The following is an 18,178-nucleotide window of genomic DNA, read 5'->3' as shown; positions in this document are numbered from 1 at the left end:
CGACTGCCCGTGTGAGTAAAGGGAGGTCCCGCTGGCGTCATTACGAAATCTGGACAAATTATTATTCAGTTACGCCAGGCGGAATGGTAGATCGAACGATGCCCATTCTCACAGACAGCTCCGTTGCATCCGACTGGATCGAGCCCGACGAGGTCGCGCGCCCGGTCGTCGCCTATGGCATGGAGTCGAAGATGGTCGGTTCGTTCGAGCTCGACATGCACTGCCATGCCAAGGGGCAGATCATGCTCGTGCAGCGCGGGGCGCTGAGTTGCCGGGTGGAGGGCGGACTGTGGATCGTCCCGCCGCGCAGCGCCCTCTGGATACCAGGTGGCGCGCTGCACGCCATCAAGGCGACGGGCACGCTCGAAGGCTATAGCGCGTTCGTCGCCGCCGGTATCGATGCGGGGCTGCCGCAACGCTGCAGCACCGTCTCCGTGACGCCCCTGCTGCGCGAACTGCTGTTCCGTGCCGCCAGCCTGCCGTTGTTGTACGACGAGGACGGAGTGAATTCGCGCTTGATCGCGGTGTTGCTCGACGAGATCGCGGCCGCCAAGGTCGAGGACCTGCATTTGCCGATGCCGGTCGATCCGCGGCTGCGCGCTTTGGCCGACCTCATGATGGCCTCACCCTCCGAACGTGGTTCGCTGGAGGGGTGGGCAGCGCGCGCCGGCATGAGCGAGCGGACGCTTGGGCGGCTGATCAGCCGGGAGACCGGGATGAGCTTCGGCCGCTGGCGCCAGCAGCTCGGAGTCATGCTCGCGGTGCAGTGGCTGGCCGGTGGCGCCTCGATCCAGCAGGTGGCCGCCGACCTTGGTTATGAAAGCGTGCCGAGTTTCGTCACCATGTTCCGCAAGACGCTCGGCACGTCTCCGGGCAGATACATGGCGGAGCGCCATGACGGCCGAAACGCGGGTCCTTCGCTTTGGTGACACCGCGGACCCGCCGTCCCGCCCGCGCGCGGCGTGCTTGCTGGTCTGGTACACGCCCTATCCCGCCCGCGCCGCGCGCCGAAGCGCCTGTGGCGGTTGGCCGAAGGCGCGGATGAAAGCGCGGCGCATGCGCTCGGGGTCGCGAAAGCCGGTCGCCTCGGCGACGAGCTCGATCGCCTCGCGCGAGGACTGCACGCGCTCGCGCGCGACCTCGATGCGCAAGCGCTCGATCGCTTTTGACGGCGTCGTGCCGGTCTCGGCGGCAAAGGCACGGGCGAAATGCCGCGCGCTCATGCCGGCGCGGTCGGCGAGATCTTCGACGGTCAAACGCGCATCGAGATTCTCGCGCGCCCAGGACAGCAGCGCGCCGAAGCGGCCGTTCGGCGTCTTCAATTCCAGCAGCGAGGAAAACTGCGACTGGCCGCCGCTGCGGCGGTGATACAGCACGAGCTGCCGCGCGGCCTGCTGCGCGATCTCCTCGCCATGATCCTCGGTGACCATCGCCAGCGCGAGGTCAATGCCGGCGGTGATGCCCGCCGACGTCCAGACATTGCCGTCGTGCGTGAAGATCTGGTCCGGCTCGAACTTCACCTTCGGGTAGCGCGCGACGAAATCGCGCGTGCGTCCCCAATGCGTGGTGGCGCGGCGGCCGTCGAGCAGGCCCGCTTCGGCCAGCACGTAGGCGCCCGAACAGACGCTGGCGACCCGCACGCCGCGCTTCGCCAGCCGCTGAACGAAGGCACGCGTGACCTCGCAGCGGGCCGCGTCCGCCACGCCCGCGCCGCCCGCGATGACGAGGGTCGTGATCGCATTCGCCGACTTGAGATCCCGCGCCATCATCTCGACGCCGGACGAGCTGCGCACCAGTCCTGCGTTCAGCGCCAGCACCCTGATCCCGGTCGTCGCCTTGCCGAGACAGCGCGCCGCGACCTCGAACACCGAGATGGGACCTGCCGCATCGAGCAACTGGAAATCGGGGAAGATCAGGATGCCGATCATGGTCATGTCCGAAAGTGAGGGAATTACGCCATTTTGGACAGAATGGCATCATGACAGGCTGCACCCGTCAAGCTCATAGTTGGAGGCTCTCATGTCGTCACCGCTCCAGATCGGACTTTTGGTGTTTCCGCGCGTCACCCAGCTCGACTTCACCGGGCCGTTGCAGGTCTTCGCGATGGTTCCGGGCGCAAAGCTGCATCTGATCTGGAAACGGATCGAACCGGTGCCGAGCGATTCCGTGATGACGCTGACGCCGACCACGACGTTCGCCGACTGCCCGCAACTCGATGTGATCTGCGTGCCCGGCGGCGGCGGCACCAACGATCTGCTCAATGACGAGGAGGTGCTGGATTTCCTGCGCAGGCAGGCCGAGGGCGCGCAATACGTCACCTCGGTCTGCACGGGATCGCTGGCGCTCGGCGCCGCCGGCCTGTTGAAAGGCTACCGCGCCGCGACCCATTGGAGCGCGATGGAGATGCTGAGCCAGTTCGGCGCGACGCCGACCAAGACGCGCGTCTGCGTCGACCGCAACCGCATCACCGGCGGCGGCGTCACCGCGGGAATCGATTTCGCGTTGACGCTGGTGTCGATCCTGGTCGACCGCACCACGGCGGAAGCGATCCAGCTCCAGATCGAATACAACCCCGCACCGCCGTTCAATTCCGGCTCGCCCGACACGGCCCCGGCCGAAGTGCTGGCGCTGCTCAGGGAACGCGGCGCGCAAAACCAGGCGCACCGCCTCGAAGCTGTGAAGCGCGCGGCCGCGCGGGTGGTTTAAAGAGTCCTCATCTCGCAGCTCTCGTACCCGTCAACAGAAAAAGGCCGCCCGGTTTCCCGAGCGGCCTTTCCTGTCTTACGGCGGCTGCACATTTCATCGGGCGATTTCGGAGCTTCCAGACCGGGGGCCTATCTCCCGATCGAGTCCTGGTCGGCGGCCGCTGCATCTCGGGACAGTCGCGAACTGTTGCCCGAACCGAACGCGATGGTCTCCCATCTCCGCAAGATGGGATCATTGAGCCGCATCGTCTGCCGGACGGCAATGGGCGCGCAGTTGCCATCCCCGCTGTTCCCGTTGTCCACAGCGGCGTGAAGCGGATGCTGGTGCATCCAGTCGAACGGTGAAGATCTCGACGGAGACCGAAAGCCTAGCCGGGGGTCCAGGGCTGATAGTCGCCGGTCGCCTTCGGACGCTTGCCGCTGGCGAGCGTCGAGCCCGAGGGGCGGTAGGCGTTGGCGGTGCCGGTGAGATTCGGCTGATGCGGCTTTTCCCACTCGCGCGGCTGATAATTGTCCTCGGTCGGCGGCACGTCGACGGTGTGATGCATCCAGCCATGCCATGACGGCGGAATACGGCTCGCTTCGGCGTAGCCGTTATAGATCACCCAGCGCCGCTCGAAGCCGAGCGTCGGATCGATCGCCCCGCCGCGGGTGCGATAGTAGAGGTTGCCCTGCTCGTCCTGGCCGACCAGCTCCCCGTACCGCTTGGTCCAGAGTTGGGTGCCGAACGTCTGGCCACTCCACCAGGTGAAGAACTTGAGAAAGAACTGTTTCATGCGGCAAGGGCCCTGCTTCGTCTGGCCCTGATGCCATCCGGGCGGCGAAATGTCCAGTTCGGCCGGAGCGGCCTCGCCCCACGCAAACGCCTGCCCCGCCCCAAATCGGACGCGATCCGTTCATGCCGGGTACAGCCACCGCGTGAAAATCTCCCTTCACGCGCGCACAGCCGCGTGAACCCAGGAACCTCAGCCCTTGTGACGGGTTTGTTTCCGGGAAAAGGAGTTTAAGCATGAAGAGTCTGAAAGTTTTGAGCGCCGCAGCGGTATTGGCGCTGGTTCTTCCGTTGGCGACGCCCAGCTTCGCCGGCGGCCCGGGACGTGGCGGTGGTGGCGGCGGCGGTCATATGGGCGGTGGCGGTGGTGCCCACTTCGGTGGCGGCGGCGGTGGTCCGCGCATGGGCGGCGGCGGATTCGGTGGCGGTCCGCGGATGGGCGGTGGCGGCGGGCATTTCGCCGGCGGCGGCGGTGCCATGCGGCCCAGTCTCGGCGCCGGACCGAGCTTCGGTGGTGGTGGTGGCCGTCCGATCGCGTCCGCGGGCAACAACTGGCATGGCGGCGGCGGTAACTGGCACGGGCACGGCGGCGGCTGGCGTCGGCATGGCGGCGGGGGCTTCTGGCCCGGCGTCGCGGCGGGTGCTGCGATCGGCGGCATCGGCTCGTACGCCTATTACGGCGGCGGATATTACAACGATCCCTATTACTACGGCGACGACAGTTACTATGATGAGCCGTCGGTCGCGGTGGTTCCGGACAGCGGCGGCGATGCCTCGGCCTATTGCGCGCAGCGCTTCAAGTCGTACGACCCGGCCTCGGGCACGTATCTCGGCTATGACGGCCAGCGTCATCCCTGCCCGTAAGCGTATCGACAACGTCTAGAGGAAGAGGCGTCGCATTATGCGGCGCCTCTTTCGTTTGTTGTGCGCTGGTCGCACACGTCCCGCATGCATGCGCCTTTCGAGATGCCGTCCACGAATTCGCACCTGGACCCGTATTCACCTCACAGTGCATATCCTTGACGACCCAATCCCAAATTGACCCATCGCTAGATTCGCCTGTATCACCAGATGATGTGGGGACTTCGATCTACTGGGAAATGTCATGCCGCGTATCCTCGTGGTAGATGACGATCCGATGGTCGGCGCGACCATCGAGGTCCTGCTCCAACGTCAGGGCTTCGACGTCACGCTGGCCGACGGCGGAGAAACGGGGCTGGCTGCGCTCGAAGCGCAGACGTTCGATGTGATGCTGGTCGATATTTTCATGCCGCATATGCGCGGCTTCGAATCCATCCGCATCTTTCACGAGCGCGCGCCCGCGATTCCGCTGATCGCGATGTCAGGCTACGCGTTCGCATCATCCGCCTCGCCCTCGCCCGACTTCCTCCGCATGGCGCTGGAGCTCGGGGCTGCGCGCTGCCTGCGCAAGCCTTTCACACCGGACGCGCTGCTGACCACGGTCCGGGATTGCCTCGGCGGCTCAGCCGGGGCCACACAGCCGAAGGACAAGAAAGAAGCACCTTGATCCCTCGCAGCGCGTCGTACTCGGTGCTGGACTTGCCATCCTCCTGATCATCACCGCCGCCTCGATCGGACTCGACGTCAAGTCGCGGTCGGACGCGGCCCGCGTCAACCGCGCCGTCGGGGTGTTGAAGATGATCTCGGACGTGCACCTCTGGGTTCGCCGCGCCGAGAGCGCGGCGCGCGGCTATGAGATCTACCGCACGACAGGATCTCGCCGAGGAATTCCAGAACGCCCGAAGTCGGATCGCGCCTGCGCTCGGCGACCTCAAGCTCGCGATCCGCGACAATGCCGATCAGGTCCGGTTGCTGGAAGCCACTGAGCCGCTCGCGCTCCGGCGACTGGACATCGCCGCCGAGGCGATGCGGTTGCGGACGAACCGCGACGCCGACGGCATCAAGGCTCTGAACGATCGCGCCGAGGGCCGCGGCCTGATGGAGACGCTCACAGGCAATCTGGACCGGCTGGCGGCGGGCGAGGAGAAACTGCTGACCGACCGCGAGGCCGACTCGCGCCGCACCGGCATCGTGCTGATCGGCGTCGACGTCATTGGCGCGCTGGTGATCCTGCTGCTGGTCGCCATTCAGCTTCGCGAGAGCCGGCGCACGACAGTGCAGTTGCAGAGCTCTTTGCACGAGACGCAGGCCGCCAAGCAGGCGCTCGAGGCAGCCGTCGCCGAGCGGACCGCGCACCTCGTCACCGCGCATGACGAACTGCGCCTGTCGGTCAACGTGCTGCAAAGCACGTTCCACAGCATGGCAGAGGCGGTGCTGGTGATCGACGCCGAGAGCACCGTCCTGTTGTCCAATCCGGCGGCGGAGCGCATGTTGCTGCATCGTACCGGCATGGGCCTTGGCAGTTTGCGCGCGATGTCGGACGTCTTCCATGGCGACGGCGTCACGCCGCTCAAGTCCGACGAGCTGCCGTCGGCGCGCGTGCTGCGCGGCGAGCAATTCGAAGAGCTGGAGATGATCGTCCGCCCGCACAGCGGCAATGGCGTGCGCCATCTCATGATCAGCGGCCGCCCGATGCGTGACGGGCAAGGCAAGGTCACCGGCGCCGTGCTGGTCTATCACGATGCGACGACCTCGCGCGAGATCGAGCGGCAGCTGCATCAATCGCAGAAGCTCGATGCCATCGGCAAGCTGACCGGCGGCGTCGCGCACGACTTCAACAACATGCTGACCGTGATCTCCGGCAACACCGAGACGCTGGTCGCGAGCCTGAAGCAGCAGCCCGAGCTCCAGCGCGTGGCGCAGCTGATCGACGACGCCGCCGAGCGCTGCGCCGAACTGATCCAGCACCTGCTCGCCTTCGCGCGCCGGCAGCCGCTGCAGCCGCGCAATGTCGAGATCAACGGCGCGATCGCCGACATCGCAAGACTGCTGCGCCCCACCCTCGGCGAGCAGATCCAGATCGAGACCGTGCTGGAACCGGGCCCGATGACGGCGCATATCGATCCGTCGCGGCTGACCAATGCCGTGCTCAACATGGCGATCAACGCCCGCGACGCGATGCCGAACGGCGGCAAGCTGCTGCTGGAGACCCACCGCGTCGTGCTGGACGAGGCCTATGCGCAGGCCAACGCGGATGTCCGGCCCGGCCCCTACGTGATGCTCGCGGTCAGCGACACCGGCACCGGCATGCCGCCCGACATCCAGCAGAAGGCGTTCGAGCCGTTCTTCACCACCAAGGAGGTCGGCAAGGGAAGCGGTCTCGGCCTGTCCATGGTCTACGGCTTCGTCAAGCAGTCCGGCGGCCACATCAAGATCTACAGCGAGCAAGGCCACGGCACCACGATCAAGCTCTATCTGCCGCCGGGCGAAGGCATGATCGAAGCCGCCGCCCCCACGACGACGCCGGCCGAAGGCGGCGCCGAGACCATCTTCGTGGTCGAGGACGACACGATGGTGCGCAACTTCGTCACCGTTCAGTTGCAGAGCCTCGGCTACAAGACGGTGGCCGCCGCCGACGGCCACGCCGCGCTGCAGTTGATCGAGGCCGGCCAGGCCTTCGATCTCCTCTTCACCGACGTCGTCATCCCCGGCAGCATGAGCGGGCGCGAGCTCGCCGACGAGGTCGCCAGGCTGAGACCGGGCGTCAAGGTGCTCTACACCTCCGGCTACACCGACAACGCCATCGTCCACCACGGCAAGCTCGACGACGGCGTGCTGCTGCTGACGAAGCCTTACCGCCGCAACCAGCTCGCCGAGATGATCAGGAAGGCGCTGGGCGGCGGGGGGACGGCTGAGGGCTAGATCGTTACGGAGTATTCTGGGGCGACGGCTGCCGCCTCCTTTCAAACGCCTTTGCAACGTCTGGCGAGAGCGACCCAGGCCCAGACCATGGTGTTCCCGTCAGCGCCCTCGCCCTGGCATAATCAGCTGCGATGCCTGAAGGCAGCGTTCCGTCCGCAAGCGATCGTGCTTTCGCCAGCGCCTTCGCCCTGGCGCGATCGGCGCTGGCCGCTCCGGCGTCCTGCTTTTTCTCATAGGCCGCGGCGCGCGCGAGATAGGCCTGGTCGTTTGTGGGATCCAACCCGATTTGCGTCGTGAAGTCGGCAATGGCCCGGTCTTGATCGTCCTTGAGAGCGTAGGCCGTGCCGCGAAGCCCGTAGACGTATGATACCTTGGGATCGAGCGAGATGCTGGTGCTCGCGTCGGTGATCGCAGCGTCTGGAACATTGTTCTTCAGATGGGCAGAGCCGCGAAGGTAGAATGCATACGGCCGCCTCGCCTCGAGCTCGATCGCTTTGCTGGCATCGCCAATCGTATGTTCGGTATCTTTCTTGCGCGAATATACGTCCGCGCGCGTCTCGTACGCCGCCGCACTTGCTGGATTGATGTCGATCCAGTGATTGATGTCGGCGATTGCGTGGTCGTAGTCGCTCTTTCGCACGAAAACGAGCGCCCGATATCGGTATCCATCGAAACCACTGTCCGGCTTGATGCTGAGCGCGGTCGCGACATCCGCCGCGTTGCTGGGGTCGCCGATCGCGCCGCGGCTGGCGATCCGGGCAAGATAGGCGGCGATGAATTTGGGGTTGCTCTCGATTGCCCTGGACGCGTCCAGGATCGCACCGCTCCGATCTCCCCGACTTCTGCGCGCGATAGCCCGATTGGTGTAGGCGCGAAAATTCTGCGGATCGATCTCGATGGCCTTGGTACTGTCGGCGATGGCCCGGTCGACATCTCCTGCACCGAAATAGGCCGCGCCGCGTCTCACATAGGCATCTGCGAAGCCTGGATTGATGGCAATCGCCTCGCTCTCGTCGGCGATCGCCGCATCGAATGTGTTGTTGCGCCAGAACGCGGAGGCCCGACTATGCAGAAAGGCCGCACGTTCATCCTGGCTTGGCTTGCCGATCTCGAGCAGTCGCGTGCAAGCCGCAATGACGGCCGCCTCCGGTGCATCGTTGAAGGCGTTGCAGGACGCCAGTTCCTGGTCGGCCTGAGCCCATCCAGCAGACGGAATCAGGGCGAGCATGGCAACCAGCGCAACGACTTTCATGCCTCGACTTGCCCCAGGAGTGCGACGAACCACGCGACTATTTAAGGGGGCGCCGGGGTTCCCTGCAAGACGTTCGCGATCACCGCGTCGCCAGCACCACGGCCGCCAACGTGAAGACCAGCGCCGCGATCTGCCCCGGCCCGAGCGGCTCGTGCAGCGCGATCGCGGAGGCCGCGACGCCGATCACCGGCACCGCCATGGTGCCGATCGCCGCCACCGAGGCCGGCAGGCGCGACAGCGCGGCGAACCAGCTGACATAGGCGATGCAGAACTGCACCACGGTCGAATAGACCAGCAGCCACCAGCCGACCGGCGTCACCAGCTCCAGATGCGAGGTCTCGAAGACGAGGCCGACGATCGCGATCGGAAAGCACCCGAGCCCGATCTGCCAGGCCGCCGCCGTCACCGGCGGCAGGCGGATCGGGTATTTTTTCAGCAGCACCGTACCGAGCGCAAAGCCCGCCGCCCCGCACAGCGCCATGATGATGCCCGGCAGCTTGGCCGCGCTCGCGGCAATGCCGTTGCCGCCCATGATCGAGGCGAGCCCGACAAAGGCCATCACCAGCGACAGCGTGCGGAGCAGCGTCGGCCGCTCGCCCAGCACCGGCCAGGCGATGATCGAGGCCCAGACCGGCATGGTGTAGGCGATCAGCGCCGCCTCGCTCGCCGGCAGCCAGAGCAGCGCCAGCCCCATCAGCACCATCCAGCCAGTGACGTTGAGGAGCCCGGCCAGCACCAGCCGCGGCCAGATCTCGCGCGCCACCTTCAGGCTGTCGCCGCGGACCAAAGCGAGCGCGGCCAGCAGAACCGCGCCCAGCACGCCGGTCACGCCGCGGAGCGTCAGTGGCGGCAGCTCGCCGAGCAGGAATTTCGTCACCGGCCAATTAAAACCCCAGCCGATCGAGGTGATCGCGAGGAACATCAGGCCGGCCGGGGCGATGCGCGATCGCGCATCCCGGCGAGTCGAATCAAGCATGTGGGGACCCCGGCGGAAAACCAGGTCAGCTTGGCGCGGATTCGCCGGCTCCACCACCACCTCGGCGGGCATGCCTGCCCCCACCGTCCGTAGCCCCACGTGAGTCCCTTCCGCGCAACCCCGTCGGCCAAAAATATACCTGCCCTGTGAACAGCGGGATGAAGCGTCCGGAACAGCACAGGATGCAAATTTTTTCGGTTGGGAATCCCTGAGGACTCACTGATACTTGCCTCCACATCAGGCGCGGGCTTGCCCCCTGTTATCCCCCACAATCCACCATATTTAGTATTTGATTCAGGAACCCGTACTAATTCTTGACGGGCGCAACGGAGAGTCCTAGTTTTCGATCCGTTCGGCGCGAGTGAGTTTGCGTCCCGCCGGCACTCCCCCAAAGGGTCTCGCAAATCGCCACTCCGCCGAGCCAGCCAAAGGCAGCGGGATAAGGGCTTGTCTGCCCGGCGAAGCGGACTTTTCGGGCGCCAGAACGGGCCGGCAACAGGCTCGAATGGCACGGTAGACGTTGTGATGTTGTGGGGCGTTGAACGCATGTCACGCGCATCCCCTTGGGGGCGGATGGGCGTGGGCATGCCGGCCGATGAAAGGTGCACGCACCGACCCATCGCGCCGGGAGAAACCGGGCCGGAACCACCGGCTGAACTGCGAAGCCTTCCGGCACGGCCGCTGGAGGACTCGCGAACCGAAATATCGACCCGGTCGCCCCAGCGGAGGCGCGCCGGTTAAAAATAAGGACGGGGCAATACGATGCGGATTGAGCGGCGCCACACCACGGTAGGACAGTCACCTTACGTTGGGATCGAATTCCGGCAGACCACGTCGGAGATCAGGAATCCCGACGGCTCGGTCGTGTTCAAGCTGGAGAACGTCGAGGTGCCGACCGCGTGGTCGCAGGTCGCCTCCGACGTGCTGGCCCAGAAGTATTTCCGTAAAGCCGGCGTTGCCGCGCGCCTGAAGAAGGTCGAGGAGGAATCCGTCCCCTCCTTCCTGTGGCGCTCCGTACCCGACACCGAAGCGCTCGCGGCTCTCCCCGAGAAGGAGCGCTATGTCAGCGAGCTCAGCGCCAAGCAGGTGTTCGACCGCCTCGCCGGCTGCTGGACCTATTGGGGCTGGAAGGGCGGCTACTTCACCTCCGACGCCGACGCGCAGACCTTCTACGACGAGCTCCGCTACATGCTGACCATGCAGATGGTCGCGCCGAACTCGCCGCAATGGTTCAACACCGGTCTGCATTGGGCCTACGGCATCGACGGCCCAGGCCAGGGCCATTATTACGTCGATCCCTTCTCCGGCAAGCTGACCAAGTCCAAATCGGCCTACGAGCATCCGCAGCCCCACGCCTGCTTCATCCAGGGCGTCGGTGACGACCTCGTCAACGAGGGCGGCATCATGGACCTCTGGGTCCGCGAAGCTCGCCTGTTCAAGTACGGCTCCGGCACCGGCTCCAACTTCTCGCGCCTTCGCGGCGAAGGCGAAAAGCTGTCCGGCGGCGGCCGCTCCAGCGGCCTGATGAGCTTCCTCAAGATCGGCGACCGCGCCGCCGGCGCGATCAAGTCGGGCGGCACCACGCGCCGCGCGGCCAAGATGGTCGTCGTCGACGTCGATCACCCCGACATCGAGACCTATATCGACTGGAAAGTGAAGGAGGAGCAGAAGGTCGCCGCCCTCGTCACCGGATCCAAGATCAACCAGAAGCACCTCAAGGCGGTGCTGAAGGCCTGCGTCAATTGCGAAGGCTCGGGCGACGATTGCTTTGACCCCGAGAAGAACCCTGCGCTCCGCCGCGAGATCAAGCTGGCGCGCCGCAGCCTCGTGCCTGACAATTACATCAAGCGCGTCATCCAGTTCGCCAAGCAAGGCTACAAGGACATTCAGTTCGACGTCTACGACACCGACTGGGACAGTGAAGCCTACCTCACCGTCTCCGGCCAGAACTCCAACAACTCGGTCTCGCTGAAGGACGACTTCCTGCGCGCGGTCGAAACCGACGGCGACTGGAATCTCGTCGGACGCACGACGAAGAAGATCACCAAGACGCTGAAGGCACGCGACCTCTGGGAAAAATCGGTTACGCCGCCTGGGCATCGGCCGACCCCGGCCTGCACTTCAACACCACCATGAACGACTGGCACACCTGCAAGGCGTCCGGCGACATCCGCGCCTCCAATCCGTGCTCGGAATACATGTTCCTGGACGACACGGCCTGCAACCTCGCCTCCGCCAACCTGCTGACGTTCTACGACATCGAGGCCAAGCGCTTCGACGTCGACGGCTACGAGCATCTCTGCCGGCTCTGGACCATCGTGCTCGAAATCTCGGTGATGATGGCGCAGTTCCCGTCCAAGGCGATCGCCGAGCTCTCCTACGAGTTCCGCACCCTCGGCCTCGGCTATGCCAACATCGGCGGCCTGCTGATGACCATGGGCCTGCCCTATGACAGCAAGGAAGGCCGTGCGATCGCCGGTGCGCTGACCGCGATCATGACCGGCATCACCTACAAGACCTCGGCGGAGATGGCCTCCGAGCTCGGCACCTTCCCCGGCTACAAGAAGAACGCCGCGCACATGCTGCGCGTGATCCGCAACCACCGCCGCGCCGCCCACGGCCAGTCCAACGGCTATGAGGCGCTCTCGGTCAACCCGGTGCCGATGGACCTCGTGTCCTGCCCGCAGACCGATCTGGTCACCCACGCCCAGGCCGCCTGGGATGCGGCGGCTCGAGCTCGGCGAGAAGCACGGCTATCGCAACGCCCAGACCACGGTGATCGCGCCCACGGGCACGATCGGCCTCGTGATGGATTGCGACACCACCGGCATCGAGCCTGATTTTGCGCTGGTGAAGTTCAAGAAGCTCGCCGGCGGCGGCTACTTCAAGATCATCAACCGCGCGGTGCCCGCCGCGCTGCGCGCGCTCGGCTATCGCGAGAGCGATATCGCGGAGATCGAGGCCTACGCCGTCGGCCACGGCTCGCTCTCCAACGCACCTGCCATCAACGCCTCGACGCTAAAGTCCAAGGGCTTCACCGACGAAGCCATCGCCAAGGTCGAAAAGGCCCTGCCGACCGCCTTCGACATCAAGTTCGCCTTCAACAAGTGGACCTTCGGCGAAGACTTCATTCGCGACCAGTTGGGCATTGGCGCGGAAGCCATTGCCGCGCCGGGCTTCGACCTGCTCCAGGCGGTCGGATTTACCAAGCGCGAGATCGAGGCGGCCAACGTCCACATCTGCGGCGCGATGACGGTGGAAGGTGCCCCGCACCTGAAGGCCGAGCACTATCCGGTGTTCGACTGCGCCAATCCCTGCGGCAAGATCGGCAAGCGCTATCTGTCGGTCGAGAGCCACATCCGCATGATGTCGGCGGCGCAGCCCTTCATCTCGGGTGCGATCTCCAAGACCATCAACATGCCGAACGACGCCACGGTGGAGGATTGCAAGTCCGCCTACATGCTGTCGTGGAAGCTCGCGCTGAAGGCCAACGCGCTCTACCGCGACGGCTCCAAGCTGTCCCAGCCGCTCAACTCGCAGCTCATCAGCGATGACGAGGACGAGGACGATGCGGTCGAGGCCTTCCACGACAAGCCGATGGCGGCACGTGCCGCGCAGGTCTCGGAGAAGATCGTCGAGAAGCTGGTCGAGCGCATCATCGTGATGCGCGAGCGCGAGAAGATGCCGGATCGCCGCAAGGGTTACACCCAGAAGGCGGTCGTCGGCGGCCACAAGGTCTATTTGCGTACCGGCGAATATGACGACGGTCGTCTCGGCGAGATCTTCATCGACATGCACAAGGAAGGCGCGGCGCTGCGCTCCTTCATCAACAACTTCGCGATCGCGGTGTCGCTGGGCCTGCAATACGGCGTGCCGCTCGAGGAATATGTCGACGCCTTCACCTTCACCCGCTTCGAGCCGGCGGGCCCCGTGCAGGGCAACGACAGCATCAAATACGCGACCTCGATCCTCGACTACGTCTTCCGCGAACTCGCGGTGAGCTACATGTCGCGCTTCGACCTCGCCCATGTCGATCCGACCGAGTCGAACTTCGACGCGCTCGGCAAGGGCGTCGAGGAAGGCAAGGAGCCGGAGGAGCCGAGCCACCAGGCCAACAGGCTGGTCTCGCGCGGCCTCACCCGCTCCCGCACCGACAATCTGTTCGTGATGCGCGGCGGCTCCGCCGCTGTCACGCAAGGCAACGACAGCGCGCCCTCAGGCGGCAGCAAGGTCACGGCCTTGGCCGGCCACGGCGCGAGCGCCCGGGTCGGCGACGTCCTCGAAGGCGCGGTCGCGCTGAAGCAGGAAGTCCAGCACGACCTCTCCCCCACGGAGAAGCTGGAAGCCCTGCAGTGGAGCAAGTCCGGCAGCGCCGCCCAGGCCGTGCCCAGCAAGGCCGAGCGCCGCGCGGAAGCCAAGGCCAAGGGCTATGAGGGCGAGATGTGCAGCGAGTGCGGCAACTTCACGCTGGTGCGGAATGGGACCTGCATGAAGTGCGACACTTGCGGCAGCACGACGGGGTGTTCGTGAGACGCGAAATGGAGCCAAGATGGATGATGAGGAACATGACGATCGTCGCGTAGCTCGTCGCTCCAACGATGAGTGTCGGCGTATCGCTAACGACACGAAGTCGTACTACGGCATCGCAAGAGTGTGGCCGGTGAATATCGGCCGCATTCTTCGGACCGGAAAAGTCCTCACGCTACGGGGCGAAAAGCCCCTCATTTACGAGTGTGTGGACGACGCCGCACTTGGCGTAAAGGACGCCAAGACCGAGATAATCGATGGCTCGATCAAAATCACCACAAAGCGAGCCGTCGATGTTTTGAGTTCGTTTGGTGACGGCCGGTCGCGAATGACTCTAGCTCATGAGCTTGGCCACGCCGTGATGCACGCAACCGATGGCTTCGTAGATCATCGAGCTGCTGGTGCAAGCGGCACAACCACTCTATCAAAGCTGAACGCTTCCGAATCGGCAGAGCATCAAGCGAAGGTGTTTGCCTCTGCCTTCTTGATCAACGACCTCCAGGCAACGGAGCTTGAGAGCCCCTTAGACATCGCGACTGAATTTCTCGTTAGTCTCTCTGCGGCCGAGATCTGCTTTGAGAGGCTGCAAGCAAAACAAGAGCACGCCGCCGCTGCCGCACGAATACTGGAAGCAACCGAGAAACTCAAAGCTCAGCTGCGCGGCACTGAGGAAAACAAGAAAAAGTACCTTCCGTCGATGTGTCCGGCGTGCTCTCTAACAACGTTATTCCCGCTGGGAATCAAGGTCGGTTGCGACACGTGTGGGTACACCGGCGACGATCCAGAAAAAGGCGACGCGTAACTAAAGCGGCGGTTCCCAGCCACCACATGTTGTCTTTCTGTGAATAAATCGCCCCAACTAATTGCGGTTCTACTTTTGTTCTGATACGATCTGTATCGTTCGATCTCGCCTCGCTTCTGGCGGCTGGGCTCCTTGGGAGCGTCGGTATTGCTGGGGGCGTGGACCGCGAGGCTCTGGCTTCCGCGGATCAGGTAGCACCCGAAGGTCGCACGCTGCGCCTTCGGAGCCTTGGAGATCGGACTCCGCGCCCGGCTGAGAAAGAACTGGCCGTAGCCCTCGCCATTTCGGGGACCTATCGGACGGTCGGCAACTTTTCTTTCTCGTTGGCCGTGGAGGGCCGCTGGTCAACCTTGACGAGTGCTTCAAAAAGGCTACTCGCCGCCCCAGGAGGACTAGATGACCCAGACATGCAAAAACGTGCCAAGCGTTCGGCACGGCGCGCCGTTTCGCGGTTCGTAGCGGCAACGATCTTCCCGCTTCTGGCGGCTGGGCTCCTTGGGAGCGTCGGTATTGCTGGGGGCGTGGACCGCGAGGCTCTGGCTTCCGCGGATCAGGTAGCACCCGAAGGTCGCACGCTGCGCCTTCGGAGCCTTGGAGATCGAGGATAGTCCTTCGGCCGGGAGTAGGCTTACCGATAGGCTCCCACACCAACGAGTTCGCATGAGCGCCGATCTATATAAAATGGTTCGCTCGCGATCGGTGCTTCATCGCGCTTGGAGCGTCGTGAGGGCCAGCGGCTTAGCGTCGCTCAGCGTAGAAACCGAGCGGAAAACGAAGGCTTTTGACGCGAATTGGCTTAGCAATGTTGAACGACTCCGCACGTCATTTGCGAACTCACACTTTTACGTTTGAAGATGAAATCGGCGTCGCACTTCCGAAGGGGCGCGGAAAATCTGGGCGACGACCTCTCGTTGTTGCACCGATCGAGAACCGGATTGTTCGTCGTGCGATTTTGGATGTGATGCAGGGCGATGACGACCTGAATTTGAATGCGCGAAAGCGATGGGGCGGAATTGCGAATGTCCGCGCCATTATGGAAACTCCGACCAGCGTCGGTGGGATTCTGCAGCCGTGGCGTACCACTGGGACTTTCGTTAATCGACCAGGCTGTCCATGGAGGACATCATTGGTTCATTCGGTCCGATATTCGAGACTTCTTCACACGCATTCCTGTCACTAATGTCGTTAACTTTCTCCGCAGCTCAACCAGCGACGAAGCATTTTGTGACCTGTTTGCCCAAGCTCTCGCGACTAACCTGAAGAACAAAGAAGAGCTTGAGGAACGAAGGCATTTCACGCTGTTTCCGACGGCTGAGATTGGCGTCGCTCAAGGCTCGGCTTTGTCCGCGCTCGCTGGAAATATCGTCTTGCGCGAATTTGATGAGACAATGAATGGACGAGGGATCGTCTGTGTCCGTTACATTGATGATTTTATTCTATTAGGCCGGAACCGCACGAAGGTGATGGAGGCATTTAGGTCAGCTCAAGCGCTGCTACGAAGATCTGGGATGACCTGCTACGACTTGTCGGATGCTTCGGCACGTCAAAGCGGGAAGGTCGATGAAGGCAACATTCATGACGGCACGGATGTATTAGGCTACCGAATTTCGGCTAGGTCGCTGCAGCCATCTAATGCAGCTCAGGCCGCTCTCCTTGCAAAGCTTGATGAGGTGCTAGTTAAAGCGCGGGCAGCAATGCAGACCGCTGCAGCTGGAAAACTTTCATCTCAATCGTATCTTTATCATCAGGCGATGGTCATGATGAATAGAGTTACGTGGGGATGGTCTCAGTCTTTCAAACACACAAATGCACAACATGTCCTTCAGAGCTTAGACAAAAAAATTGACGCAAAGATTGCTGAGTTACATCAAGTGGCTCATCGGTACACGCGCAACGGTTCGCCATTAACTCGACGGCGTGTCACGGGCATTCACCTCCTCCAAGACTGCCATTCAGTCCCCTCCCTTCGCCGCCTGCGATAACGCGAGTTGCCGATTCATTGGCTCTTGCGGGCTGATGCGTTCTAACCACATTACTCGATCAATACCCCGCCGCCGAAATGCCTTTGCGGCTGCGCCCTTCCCCCTAAACTCCCAACCCCACCGGCATGGGTTCCGACCGCCCCGGTAGAAGCGGAGTCAAATAATGCCCAAACCGGAAAGCTTCCCGATCGAGAAGATATTCGTTCCCACGAAGCAGAAGAAGGCCATCAAGCCCGAGACCGTCGCGGAGATCGCGGAAAGTATGCTGGACATTGGACAACAGGAGCCGATTTCCATCAGGCTCGACGGAGACCGCCTCGTTCTAGTCGAGGGACTGCATCGGTTAGAGGCCTGCAAGGCACTCGGCGAGACGACCATTCTCGGTATCCTGGTCCCGGCCGAGCTGGCGCAACCCAAGCCGCTGCTCGCCGAACGGCCCGAAGTCGAGGCGGAGCGCGTCAAGATGGCACGATTGAAGCAGTTGCGCCTGGAGAAGGAAGCCGCGGACGCTTCGAATGCTGCCTCGAGGGGCGTCCGCGCAACGGACGCGCCGCGCACCCGATCGACGAAGGGCGGCCGCGACGAGCCGAAGGCGTCACCGGGCCGGGCTGCGAAATCGACGCCGAGGACATTGTCGGACTGGATCACGCAGCAAAAGGGCAGCGGCGGCCGCTATTGATAGCGGCGGCTCGTAGGGTTGATTAGCGAAGCGTAATCCACCACACTTCTCGTTCCGTGACGCACGTTGGTGGGTTACGCCTTGCGGCTAACCCACCCTACTCGCTCCACCGCAACCGCTAACTACGCCGCGTTGCTGCGCTGGGTGTGGCGGCCTTCCCTGACCTCTTCGATGATCTTGGCGCTGAAGGCCTTGAGGTCGCCGGGGTTGCGCGAGGTGATGATGCCCTGGTCGACGACGACCTCGGAATCCTCCCACTTCGCGCCGGCATTGGCGATGTCGGTCTTGATCGATTTGTAGGACGTCATCCTGCGGCCCTTCGCGATGCCGGTCTCAACCAGCAGCCAGGGCGCATGGCAGACCGCGGCAACCACCTTCTTGGCATCGAAGATGCTCTTGATGAAGGCCAGCGCCTTGGGCTCGACGCGCAGCAGATCAGGGTTGATCTGGCCGCCGGGCAACACCAGCGCGTCATAATCGGCGGCCGCGGCCTGATCGAGCGTCTTGTCGACCTTGACGGGGCGGCCCCAGTCCTTCTGGTCCCAGCCCTTGATCTCGCCAGGCTGCAGCGAAATGATCTCCACAGTCGCGCCGGCAGCCTTGAGGGCATCACGCGGCACTTCGAGCTCCGATTGCTCGAAGCCGTTGGTCGCCAGAATGGCGATCTTTTTTCCGGACAGTTCCATCCGTGTCTCCGTTG

At 63.7% G+C, this 18,178-nt stretch carries 12 protein-coding genes and 2 pseudogenes; 9 read left to right on the top strand and 5 right to left on the bottom strand.

What is annotated here, in order from left to right; genetic code table 11:
• Positions 1–98: 98 nt before the first annotated feature.
• Entirely contained in the window at positions 99–929 is an 831-nt protein-coding gene (locus ACQ86E_RS29625) for an AraC family transcriptional regulator (protein ID WP_431202989.1), read from the top strand.
• A gap of 57 nt (positions 930–986) precedes the next feature.
• Here the strand turns inward: ACQ86E_RS29625 and ACQ86E_RS29620 are convergent, their stop codons facing one another.
• Positions 987–1,928 (bottom strand): GlxA family transcriptional regulator, encoded by a 942-nt coding sequence (locus ACQ86E_RS29620; protein ID WP_431202988.1) that lies wholly within the window; start codon positions 1,926–1,928, stop codon positions 987–989.
• Between the two features lie 91 nt (positions 1,929–2,019).
• Here ACQ86E_RS29620 and ACQ86E_RS29615 point away from each other — a divergent pair, with 91 nt between their 5' ends.
• Complete coding sequence (locus ACQ86E_RS29615) at positions 2,020–2,706, top strand: DJ-1/PfpI family protein (protein ID WP_431202987.1); 687 nt, start codon at positions 2,020–2,022, stop codon at positions 2,704–2,706.
• 367 nt (positions 2,707–3,073) lie between these two features.
• Here the strand turns inward: ACQ86E_RS29615 and ACQ86E_RS29610 are convergent, their stop codons facing one another.
• Complete coding sequence (locus ACQ86E_RS29610) at positions 3,074–3,481, bottom strand: NADH:ubiquinone oxidoreductase subunit NDUFA12 (RefSeq protein WP_431202986.1); 408 nt, start codon at positions 3,479–3,481, stop codon at positions 3,074–3,076.
• A 233-nt stretch (positions 3,482–3,714) separates the two neighbouring features.
• Between ACQ86E_RS29610 and ACQ86E_RS29605 the strand changes: the two genes are divergently transcribed.
• The 3 genes and pseudogenes from ACQ86E_RS29605 (at position 3,715) to ACQ86E_RS29595 (ending at position 7,260) form a co-directional block, all read left to right on the top strand.
• Positions 3,715–4,341: a BA14K family protein gene (locus tag ACQ86E_RS29605; RefSeq protein ID WP_431202985.1), complete on the top strand. Its 627-nt coding sequence runs from the start codon at positions 3,715–3,717 to the stop codon at positions 4,339–4,341.
• 241 nt (positions 4,342–4,582) lie between these two features.
• Positions 4,583–5,005 (top strand): response regulator, encoded by a 423-nt coding sequence (locus ACQ86E_RS29600; protein WP_431202984.1) that lies wholly within the window; start codon positions 4,583–4,585, stop codon positions 5,003–5,005.
• Between the two features lie 130 nt (positions 5,006–5,135).
• A pseudogene (locus tag ACQ86E_RS29595) lies at positions 5,136–7,260 on the top strand (ATP-binding protein).
• 4 nt (positions 7,261–7,264) lie between these two features.
• Here the strand turns inward: ACQ86E_RS29595 and ACQ86E_RS29590 are convergent.
• Together ACQ86E_RS29590 and ACQ86E_RS29585 are read right to left on the bottom strand one after the other, a co-directional pair.
• On the bottom strand, positions 7,265–8,512 hold the full coding sequence (locus ACQ86E_RS29590) for a tetratricopeptide repeat protein (protein ID WP_431202983.1): 1,248 nt from the start codon (positions 8,510–8,512) through the stop codon (positions 7,265–7,267).
• Between the two features lie 79 nt (positions 8,513–8,591).
• The gene (locus tag ACQ86E_RS29585) at positions 8,592–9,488 is read right to left on the bottom strand and encodes a DMT family transporter (RefSeq protein WP_431202982.1); all 897 of its coding nucleotides are present in this window, start codon (positions 9,486–9,488) and stop codon (positions 8,592–8,594) included.
• Between the two features lie 762 nt (positions 9,489–10,250).
• Between ACQ86E_RS29585 and ACQ86E_RS29580 the strand changes: the two are divergent.
• The 4 genes and pseudogenes from ACQ86E_RS29580 (at position 10,251) to ACQ86E_RS29565 (ending at position 17,478) form a co-directional block, all read left to right on the top strand.
• Positions 10,251–14,018, top strand: a pseudogene (locus tag ACQ86E_RS29580) (vitamin B12-dependent ribonucleotide reductase).
• 19 nt (positions 14,019–14,037) lie between these two features.
• On the top strand, positions 14,038–14,817 hold the full coding sequence (locus ACQ86E_RS29575) for an ImmA/IrrE family metallo-endopeptidase (protein ID WP_431202981.1): 780 nt from the start codon (positions 14,038–14,040) through the stop codon (positions 14,815–14,817).
• A 1,019-nt stretch (positions 14,818–15,836) separates the two neighbouring features.
• Positions 15,837–16,799 carry a reverse transcriptase domain-containing protein gene (locus tag ACQ86E_RS29570; protein ID WP_431202980.1) on the top strand — a complete coding sequence of 321 codons (963 nt, stop codon included), beginning with the start codon at positions 15,837–15,839 and terminating at the stop codon, positions 16,797–16,799.
• 163 nt (positions 16,800–16,962) lie between these two features.
• Positions 16,963–17,478, top strand: a complete 516-nt coding sequence (locus tag ACQ86E_RS29565) for a ParB N-terminal domain-containing protein (protein ID WP_431202979.1) — start codon at positions 16,963–16,965, stop codon at positions 17,476–17,478.
• 122 nt (positions 17,479–17,600) lie between these two features.
• Here the strand turns inward: ACQ86E_RS29565 and ACQ86E_RS29560 are convergent, their stop codons facing one another.
• Complete coding sequence (locus ACQ86E_RS29560; protein ID WP_431202978.1) at positions 17,601–18,164, bottom strand: type 1 glutamine amidotransferase domain-containing protein; 564 nt, start codon at positions 18,162–18,164, stop codon at positions 17,601–17,603.
• Positions 18,165–18,178 lie beyond the last annotated feature (14 nt).

It is taken from the genome of Bradyrhizobium betae, from assembly GCF_050632175.1.
GTDB classification, from domain to species: domain Bacteria; phylum Pseudomonadota; class Alphaproteobacteria; order Rhizobiales; family Xanthobacteraceae; genus Bradyrhizobium; species Bradyrhizobium betae_B.
The sequence above is the reverse complement of the archived record's forward strand: the minus strand, read 5'-3'. Positions and strand labels throughout refer to the sequence as shown.